The following is a 9,685-nucleotide window of genomic DNA, read 5'->3' as shown; positions in this document are numbered from 1 at the left end:
TTTTTTGCCATGAAAAATCCCCTCCGGTTGCAGCTTTCAAGTCCATTGTACCAGTGGACTTTTCTTCACTGTCAACCATAAGGGGATAATATCAAATCAGCGGCTTCTAATGTTACTATGTTTTTGTCAACCGACATGATTATTTATTTTATTATTTTATAGTTACCTTACACAATCCATATCCCCCAACTAAAAAACTTCTCGAAACCAATTCATAAGACAATTTACAACCTTTTTTCAACAATTCATCAATTATTTTGACTTCTAACTCAAAAGTTCTTCGCTTTCGCTCTTCATAAATCGGTTAAAGCCAATCCTTTTCCAGAGAGGTGAATTCATTTCCTTATTTTGTAAAAATTATGAAACCTAAACTTAAGCATCTCGTTTACGGTAAAATACAATAGCTACTGTAATAAAGATCAGTGTCCATAACATTGAAATACCTGCCCCTTGCATTGATGTAAGGACATTTATTTCATCAGTGGAAGGCGGCATATACATATAATATCCTGCCGTATCCGGAAAATAATTTTTAATACTAGGTAGAAAATCTCTCGACAATGGACTGACAATGAAATAATAACTAAGCAGTAACACTATAGCAGGAGTGGTTCGTCTTAATAAAGCACCTATAGCTGCACTGAGAAGTGTGGTTAATGTTAGATAGCCTGTTGCACCTACTAATGATTTTATCATTGTGTCTATTTCAATCACTACTGCTGTGTCTCTCATCCTAATAAAAGTATATAGTACACCTGATGCAGCAATAATAAACGCCACAGGAATGGTTATAATCGCTAATGCCAAAAGCTTCGTGGATAATTGAAACCCACGCCAAGGTATCGTAGTTAAAGTAGTTCGAATCTGTCCACCAGTATACTCCGAACAAGTAGCTAAGATACCAAGAATAATGAACCCTGCTTGAAGATATCCCATAGAAGCAAGTCCTATATTCAGTATACTTTGCGTTCCTGCTACTCCTTGTAGACCAGCAGAAGTAAAAGCTGCGGCTAAAACTAAATTAAGAATGAATGTACCAATAAGAGTGAGCCATATCCATGGTAATGTAACTAATTTATCCAGTTCAGCACCAAGGATTTGTGTTAACTTTCTACTAGATGAGACACTCATGATGCAACGTCCCTCCTATGGAATACAATAGCTGCAACAATGAAAAGAACGACTACCCAGGCAAACATGACTAAACCGCCTGTGAACGGGGTGTGAAATCTATCGCTCATAAACATATCAGTGCCAGCCCTATCTGGTAAATAAAACGCCAACTTTGTAACCCTAGAAAGCAGGTAACTAAATGATACAAAGGATGAATTTATCATGAGCACAGCAAGCGGGATAATGCCATTCTTAGTTAGAACAGTAATCCCGAATGCTAAAAGAGCAGTTAATTTCCAATAATAAACTACACCGATAAGTCTAGACCATTCAAATGCAGGGGCATATTCATCAAGAATAAGATGCGTTGTTGACACCGTTGTCATAATAGCAACGATACAGAGCAGTATGCTGATCACTGTCACAGCGCCTGCTTTTGCCAGCAAAAAATGAAATCGAGATGAAACAACAGTTAAACTTGTTTGTTGTAATTTGTTGTCCTCCACCAGATTCACTGCTCTCTGTCAAATACTCACTGCTGACAGCAAGCACACCAAGAATAATGACACCTTGCACACCAAAACCTAATCCAATATAGCCAACTTCCGATAGCCGTGTGCTAACTCCAGCTATAATATCCTTTTTTTCTGCTATACAGTCCAAGGCAGCAACGACCGCTGGGGCAAATGCTCCAATAAGAAATGCTAGCCAAATGCCTGGCAGGGAGAACAATTTAGATAGTTCCGCGTTAAATGCTCTCATACAACAGCACCTGCATTTTCAGATGTTAGAGCAAAAAAGGCTTCCTCTAGCGTGGAATGGTTACTTATTACTTCTTCCAATGTTCCATCGGCAACGATTTTTCCATGATGAATAATCACCACATCATCAACCGTCTGTGCAAGCTCTCCCATTAAATGACTGGATAGCAACACCGTGTTTCCAGACTCAGCACGTTCACGTAAAAATGTCCGAATAAAGCGAATTCCTTCTGGGTCGAGCCCGTTTACGGGTTCATCTAAAACCAATATTTTTGGATCACCAAGTAATGCAGCTGCCATTCCAAGTCTTCTCCCCATACCAAGGGAATAATGCCCAACTCTTTTCCCAGCTGCATTAGTAAGACCTACTATTTCCAGAACTTCCTCGACACGTGAGCGAGGCAATCCTGCGGCACGAGCAATCCAACGCAAGTGTGCCCGTCCTGTTCGCATACGATGAGCTCCAAATCCATCAAGTGCGGCCCCTACTGTTGCAAGAGGATTATGTATTTCTGCGAATGGCTTTCCATTAATTAGTGCACTCCCTGAGGTGGCACGATCTAGTCCAAGCAAGATGCGAAGTGTAGAACTTTTACCTGCCCCATTTGGACCTAAAAAGCCAGTTACTCTACCGGGTCTAGCTTTAAAACTGATACCTGATAAGATTTCTTGAGTTCCGCGATGTTTGACTAAGTTATTAATTGTAAGCAACCATAACACTTCCTTTCTGTTATGGTTCTAATTATAAAGAAGCAAAGTTACATCTCGGTTATCATGCTGTTTACTTCTGGGTTAACTTTAGGTTAAGCTCTACCAATAACTACTCTTGTACCATTTTCATTTGATATAAAGTCAGCTTTCAGCTTCATTTTTTTCAACATATAATTTAAAGTCGATAAACCAATCCCCGCCCCACCCTCATAGGAAGAGTTATCCATACCTGGACCTCTGTCTGCAACAATGATCAGTTCTTTTTCTACATCAACCACAATATTTGCATAGTTCCCCTCTGCTGCATGGCGAAGAATATTCTGAAATAGATTATCCAGAACCCGTTTCATCCATTTAGGATCTGCTTCCCAATAAAAAGTCTCCTCTGTCGGTAAATCAATATCGAGCTGAATTTCTTTTCCTTCAAATACAGGATACCACGCAGCAACAGATGCTCTTACTATACGTACAATATCTGTTGAAGTGGGATGAAAAGGATGTTTCCCTGATGTAAGCAATGTATAGGAAAGTAAATCATCCATTAGATCTCCGACTCTTGTAATCGTATGGTTCATCTCTATTAATGAGTTTTGTCCTTCTAAACTCATTGATTCTTTAATTAATCTGGTGACATGTCCTCTCAAAATGGTAAGTGGCGTCCGTAAGTCGTGAGATATATTCGCAATGAGTCGATGTCGTAATAATTCCTCTTCATTTTCTCGCCTGCGACTTTCTTCAAGCTGCTGAATCATCCAATTAAAAGAACTTCCTAACTGGTCTATTTCATCCATGCGATCACTTTGAATAGATACAGGTATAGGAAATGAGTTATTATTAGCTGAAAATGACATGACTTCCTGTAAGCGGGTGAGACGTTTACGAAGTCTCAAGAAGAAAAGCCAAGATATTATAACAAATGCGACAATAATAAAACCAAACAAAAGTAATGTAACGTATAATAGATTTAACGTATTCAGTTGTTCTCCATTGTTAGAAAACCCCATGAACGTAGAGAAGAATAGAAGCACAATTGGTGGAAAAAAGATAAATAGAAAATGTACTTTTAGATAATGACGAAATAATGATCTAGTCTGTTTCATAGTTTCACCCGATAGCCTATTCCCTTCAATGTTTCAATAATCTCTGGGGAATCTGGATGACGTTCCAACTTTTGACGCAATCGATGGATATGTACCATTATTGTTTTATCACCAGTGATATAAGTTTCTTGCCAAATTGCTTCATAGATTTGCTCTTTTGGTAAAACTTGATTAGGGTGACGTAAGAAGTACATTAATATTTGATGTTGTTTACCTGTTAATATAATTTCTTCTCCTGTGCGTTTATCAAATACCATTTGGGCTTCTGGATCTACTTCAATATGATGTCCTAATGAAATGCGTTCGGAATGTGTTCCACCACTTCGACGGATTAATACTTCTAATCTTGCAATTAATTCATCCATATGGAATGGTTTTGTTAAATAGTCATCAGCAAATTGTAAACCATCTACCTTATCATCTATCGATGTTCGAGCAGATAACAGCAAAATAGGAACAGCAGGAGCTGCCTTTTTTAATCGTTTTCCCACAGTAAATCCGTCTATACCAGGTAACATGATATCCAAAATAACGATTTCATGCTGGTTTACTTCTCTTTCGGCTCCTTCACCAGAAAGCAGCCACTGAACTAAAAATCCTCGCTGTTCCAATTCTTCTTTTACCCAACTGCCTATTTTCTCATTATCTTCAATATATAATACGTTTCTTTTCAAGTAACATCCCTCTCTCTAAATTGAGTTCACTATTAGACAGATTAACACAATCTAAGAAATGCTTTCCAGTTAAGACAATTTTATCGTTCGTTAAAAGGCTGCCATATGGCAGCCTATATACAATTTGAACTATCGTTCTCCGTTAGAGTAATGAAATCAGAAAATTGCTATACTTATGTGTTTGAATCTGTTCTACTTTCGCCTACATAAGTTTGTGAGAGCATGACATCTGCCTCTGCTACGGCATTACAAAACAATTCGTCTGCCAGATTGATTCCTTCTGTTATATCTTGTACGGTTTTTACACCATAAAGCTTTTCCAGGGTTAACACCACTTCGATAGGAAAATCACGAGACGCATGAACCAGAAAGCAGTCAGCTTGGAATGGTGTATAGATTAGCCGAAGTACATCCACAAGTGGATTCAAAACATACTTCTGATAGTAAATCAAGGATTCTAAAAAAAACCCTCGTTTTGTATATTTGACTGCTCTGCTCCTTTGACTGTAAATGCCCTGTGCTTGTATCAACTGAGTATGTAATTGTGAGCGATGAGAAGCAAGATCAACGTTTTGATATTTCACAATACCCGCCTTGTCCACCAATATAACTGGTACGACGCTCTCGTCTTCGTTAATGAACGAAACAGGAAAACTCTCGCTCTGGATTGTCACATCAACCAAGAGACTATCTGGTGTCTCCTGTAGGTGATATACCTTATAGCGGTTATTAGTGGGTCGACCAGGCTGTTCGTAGGCAACATCTACTTCTCTCAATCGACGCAAACAATCATCCAATCGGGTGAACGCATCATCTATGAAGCCTTCTTTCGTATAGCAAACCAAATCGATGTCTGAATACTCGTCCAAACTTTTTGTGCCATCCGCTCCCTCCAGCCAGATGGCTAAGATGTAATCTTCACTCCCAAGATCTGAAACAATTGCTTTTATAATTGTCTCACGGTTAATCGTCATAGCTGCTATACCTCCCAAGTTAGTTACTTGATAATTAATTTTATCACCCATTCAATCCTGGCATTTGGTAAAGTTTCTGTATTATTGAAACTAACCTGCCCGTTAGCGTAACACGGCTGCCGATCCATGTCGGCAGCCGTGTCTTAGCTATTTATTAAGCTATAGTGTCCCGTTAGCGCAATGATGAATGTGTCTTAAAGTATTGATATACCATCTTAATTCCATCCTCAATTTCTTCTTTTTCATAAGGATTTACCCCATATGATTCATATACGTTCCTCCAAAATTTTACTGCTGGAATATTGGTTTGTGCCTGACCAATTGCATATCTACCAGGATACATTTCAAAGAACTTGTTACAAGCAGATTTTCCAATCCCTTTCCTTCTCTGATTCTTGATTATAAAGAAGGAATTCAACACATAATCTGCATATTCTTGATTTGAATATGGACCACTTTGTAATAGAATAAAGCCTACTGGTTCACCATTTAAGTTGATAAAAAATGGTGTGAGTCCCTCTTTCTCAAAAAACCAGTCAAGTACATCGAATTCGAAAAGACCATTGTTCGAATTCAAACTGATGTTATCAATGAATTCGGATAAGTCGTGTAAATGCAACGTCATTAGATTTTTTAATATTTCTTTCCTGTCGGGATTCACCTTATCTATGAGTAACTCCATTATTCTTCCCCCCACCTTCAAATCAAACTTCTATTAATCTAATAATCATCCAATAAAACCCCAATAAATGGAAGATTGAATTTAATTTAAACCGTTCTTTTCTGCATATTCATGCGGAGGTATCAGTCTGCCACCACGCAAAACTGCCCGTTAGCGTAACGCGGCTGCCGCGTCTTAGTTATTTATTAAGCTATTGTGTCCCGTTAGCGCAATGATTCGAAGTGAAATTTAATTATTAAATCCAAGATTCATCATTGAGCATCGTTTGCACAAGTTGATTATAAATAAGTAGCACGGAATCCAATGAAGGCAAATGATTTCTATCAAAAATATTCATTCGCACAGGGGAATTGCTTGGACTACTTCCGTCACTAGCTGTAGGTGTGATTAAAATACGTGGGACAATGTGGTCATTATAAACTAAAGTAATTAGCCAATGGGTGGCATATGTATACTCGCTTGTTCGGGCTTCATCAACCCAATATTCTCTGCATAAGGCTTCATAATCCTTTGCACCTATTGGAATCCAATCATATCGTAGAACGTAATAACTCTTTTTACGCTTATTCTTTCGGCTCAGACGAACTGCATTTAGCAGAACATTATTTGAATATAACCAAGGTAAACCTAATTTCTTTTTTAACCTTTTTCTCATGATACCCCCATAATTAAATTACTCTTTACTTAGTGCTGCCCGTATCACTTTATTCCACAGTGTCCCGATAGCTTAATACGAAACCTTATTTTTCCCGATCCTCTAGTAAAGCCTAGTAACTTCAGGCTTACATAGTGATATTTGATGATAATGTTTAACTGTCTTATTGTCTGTTTTTTAGGAGAGATGCGAAATATATTAAAGTAGAGATTACCGCTAACAGGAAGCCTAGTCCACCGATGAATGCAAATACAAACATAGGAACAGGACTTGGATCACTATTGAAATTGTCATGGTTAGCAAATACTTTAAAATAATATATCCCACTACTTACGATCCCCGCTAGCCAGATTATTACACCTATAATCATTAAGTAGACTAAGGGCTTTCTTGATTTTAATTGCAATATGATCGACCCCTTACTAATAATTTGTGGCAACAAGAATAATGAATAGTATATCACATTAGTAAAATAATGGAAAAAGAAAGGCAACACTAAATTTTTGTCAAAATGTAGCTTATTACTTATTAAATGGGGGGTTAGATGTAGATCATGCCCCAATCTTTCGCCAGTTTGTTACGTTAAACTGCCCGTTACATCAATGAAAAAGGCAGCTGATCGTTTGACCTGCTGCCGCTATATCATGATTCAACTATCGTGTCCCGTTAGTTCAATGATCTAATTAGAACAACTTAGCAAGTTTGATATCTTCAAAAGGTGCGTTTTTTTTGATATCAAATACCCGCACAAATGTTACATCGAAGCTTGGAAAAGGAGATAATGCTTCTCTCGCAGCCAATTGCATTTCTATAATTTCTGCTTCATTCATGCCCCATTTTGTTTGACCCAAAGTCAAATGTGGAATGAAGTGATCCAACTCTATATACCTATCAATAAGTTCGGACGGTGGGGAAACCGCATCTACCAAGTTCTTGTGTAGATTATATATCTCTTTCGATTCAACGCTAAGGAATGTAACAGCTGTTCCGAATGTTGCTGGTTCAGACAAAGTTAACTGGAAGATTGGAAATGAAGAACAAGTTTCTCTTACTTTTTCAAGCCAATTCATATCCTCCGTAAGTCCACTTTGGGCTTTAACAGTAATATGGGGCTCCACAGGATCCCTAAAGTCGTTATTATCCCATCGATTTCGAAATGCCTTAGCCCATTTATTACGAAATACCGAAATTTGTTCTTTGTAATCTTCAGGTGGAATGATTCCTATGAAAAAATGCATTTTTACACACCCCTTTATACTTTTAAACACTTGCATCCATTTACATTAAGTCGAACCAATAATATGTATTTTTCTCGGAGCATTCCTATTCATTTCGATCATCAACTTTCCGAACATTTATGTTTTAGAAAGCATTCCTCAAGTATTTTCCAAAATCCTGCTTTAGTGTTAAACTCTCGTTAGCACAACGCGGCTGCCGATCCATACGCAGCCGCGTTTTTGTTATTTACTAAGCTATTGTGTCCCGTTAGCTCAATGATCTGAAGAAATTGTTTCACTCAAGCTATTCCTCAGAAATCTCTACGTACTATCTAAACCCAATTTGACGCCGAAATTAGGGCACTCACAATGCCTAGGGCGAATATCTTAATGGGGAAGTACATTTAAAAAAAATGAGGCGATACACTTGGGATACTTCGTTACTGTGGAACCGGGCGTAAAAGTATTTATAGAGGACATCAATCCGAAGGGAAATAAAACGATACTTTTTATTCATGGATGGCCGCTAAACCATAACCAGTTCGAATATCAGTTCAATTTCCTTCCTAAGCTCGGATATCGTTGTATCGGAATGGACTGGAGAGGATACGGCAATTCGGATAAACCATTCGACGGGTACAATTTCGATAGATTAGCAGATGATGTCCGCATGGTCATCGAGGCGTTACAGTTAAGAAACATAACACTGGCAGGACACTCTACCGGAGGCGCGATCTCGATTCGTTATATGGCTCGTTACAAAGGGTATGGGGTATCTAAACTCGTCCTGATCGACGCTGCCTCTCCATCTAGCGTTCCAAAAGAATTTACAAATAAAATCATCGAAGATACAAATCATGACCGACCGCAAATGCTGCAAGACCAAACGGGAATTTTTTTCTTTCAGTATATTTCCGAACCGAAATCCGATTGGTTCGTTTTAATGGGATTACAAGCGGCGAATTGGGCGACTTCCGCCATTATGGTCACGCTTAGAGATGAAAATGTTTATAACGATCTCGGTCAGATCGATGTACCCACATTAATTATTCACGGAATTCATGATAAAGTCGTTCCGTTTACCCAAGCTGAGGAAACAAATAAGCTGATCAAAAATTCGAAGCTAGTTCCGTTCCAATACAGCGGTCATTGCGCTTTTTTAGAGGAGCGCGATAGATTCAACCAATTATTATCTTCTTTTGCATAACGACTCGGATTAGCCGCACCATCGCTCCCCATAAATATAGTCCGATAATGCCCGATGATTGAGCAAATCCGCCAGTTAGTGGAATAAAGGGCTGCCACTCGGCAGCCCTTTTGGTACTGAACTATCGTGTCCCGTTAGATTAACGCCGTTGCCTAGTCCAGAACTTTATTCTCAACAATCGAATCCTTTATTTTTCAGTCTAATGCTTTATTTTCTCAAGACTACCGCAGCCAGTAGCAGCGTCTGCGACAATCGGTTTGGCCTCTTGGTGTCGTGACAACAATAAAACTTTGGAAGGTTTCTGTGTATTGCTGGTTCACAATGATCCGAAAATCCAAACAAAAAGCTACCGAAATTTCAAGCCGGTAGCTTTGGGGATCGCCGACGGTCCATGCATCACCAATCTCCGATATACATGTCTACTTTACTTTATTTAATAAGTTTGTCACCATTCTGCTCAATGTCCCTTGATCGACGAAAGGAGCAAGACTTGCCAGCAGATCCGGGCTAAGATATTCAGCTTCGACTCCACCAATCAACTTCTCGAGATTTTCCCTGTCCAGAAAAGGTGCGAGGCTTATGATCCGGTTC

The 9,685-nt window shown here is 38.7% G+C and carries 11 protein-coding genes; 1 reads left to right on the top strand and 10 read right to left on the bottom strand.

Annotated features, from left to right (window positions below; genetic code table 11):
* Positions 1-372 precede the first annotated feature (372 nt).
* The 10 genes from C558_RS0129775 to C558_RS0129730 form a co-directional block, all read right to left on the bottom strand.
* On the bottom strand, positions 373-1,131 hold the full coding sequence (locus C558_RS0129775) for an ABC transporter permease (protein WP_018759943.1): 759 nt from the start codon (positions 1,129-1,131) through the stop codon (positions 373-375).
* On the bottom strand, positions 1,128-1,499 hold the full coding sequence (locus tag C558_RS34875; protein WP_245583910.1) for a hypothetical protein: 372 nt from the start codon (positions 1,497-1,499) through the stop codon (positions 1,128-1,130). The genes C558_RS0129775 and C558_RS34875 overlap by 4 nt, the downstream gene beginning before the upstream one ends.
* On the bottom strand, positions 1,465-1,875 hold the full coding sequence (locus C558_RS34870; RefSeq protein ID WP_245583909.1) for a hypothetical protein: 411 nt from the start codon (positions 1,873-1,875) through the stop codon (positions 1,465-1,467). Before C558_RS34870 ends, C558_RS34875 begins: the two co-directional genes overlap by 35 nt.
* Positions 1,872-2,594: an ABC transporter ATP-binding protein gene (locus tag C558_RS0129765; RefSeq protein ID WP_245583908.1), complete on the bottom strand. Its 723-nt coding sequence runs from the start codon at positions 2,592-2,594 to the stop codon at positions 1,872-1,874. The genes C558_RS34870 and C558_RS0129765 overlap by 4 nt, the downstream gene beginning before the upstream one ends.
* 83 nt (positions 2,595-2,677) lie before the next feature.
* Positions 2,678-3,685 (bottom strand): sensor histidine kinase, encoded by a 1,008-nt coding sequence (locus C558_RS0129760; RefSeq protein ID WP_018759940.1) that lies wholly within the window; start codon positions 3,683-3,685, stop codon positions 2,678-2,680.
* A complete protein-coding gene (locus tag C558_RS0129755) occupies positions 3,682-4,359 on the bottom strand; it encodes a response regulator transcription factor (RefSeq protein ID WP_018759939.1) in 678 nt (225 codons plus the stop codon). Before C558_RS0129755 ends, C558_RS0129760 begins: the two co-directional genes overlap by 4 nt.
* A 173-nt stretch (positions 4,360-4,532) precedes the next feature.
* A complete protein-coding gene (locus C558_RS0129750) occupies positions 4,533-5,333 on the bottom strand; it encodes a hypothetical protein (RefSeq protein ID WP_018759938.1) in 801 nt (266 codons plus the stop codon).
* A 172-nt stretch (positions 5,334-5,505) separates the two neighbouring features.
* The gene (locus C558_RS0129745) at positions 5,506-6,015 is read right to left on the bottom strand and encodes a GNAT family N-acetyltransferase (RefSeq protein WP_018759937.1); all 510 of its coding nucleotides are present in this window, start codon (positions 6,013-6,015) and stop codon (positions 5,506-5,508) included.
* Positions 6,016-6,250: 235 nt separating this feature from the next.
* Entirely contained in the window at positions 6,251-6,670 is a 420-nt protein-coding gene (locus C558_RS0129740; protein ID WP_018759936.1) for a hypothetical protein, read from the bottom strand.
* Between the two features lie 683 nt (positions 6,671-7,353).
* Entirely contained in the window at positions 7,354-7,908 is a 555-nt protein-coding gene (locus tag C558_RS0129730) for a 2'-5' RNA ligase family protein (protein ID WP_018759934.1), read from the bottom strand.
* Positions 7,909-8,314: 406 nt separating this feature from the next.
* Between C558_RS0129730 and C558_RS0129725 the strand changes: the two genes are divergently transcribed.
* Complete coding sequence (locus tag C558_RS0129725) at positions 8,315-9,094, top strand: alpha/beta fold hydrolase (protein ID WP_018759933.1); 780 nt, start codon at positions 8,315-8,317, stop codon at positions 9,092-9,094.
* Positions 9,095-9,685 lie beyond the last annotated feature (591 nt).

The organism is Paenibacillus terrigena DSM 21567, from assembly GCF_000374845.1.
Classification (GTDB): Bacteria; Bacillota; Bacilli; order Paenibacillales; family Paenibacillaceae; genus Paenibacillus_K; species Paenibacillus_K terrigena.
Note: the sequence above shows the minus strand (reverse complement) of the source record. Positions and strands in the feature narration are given on the sequence as shown.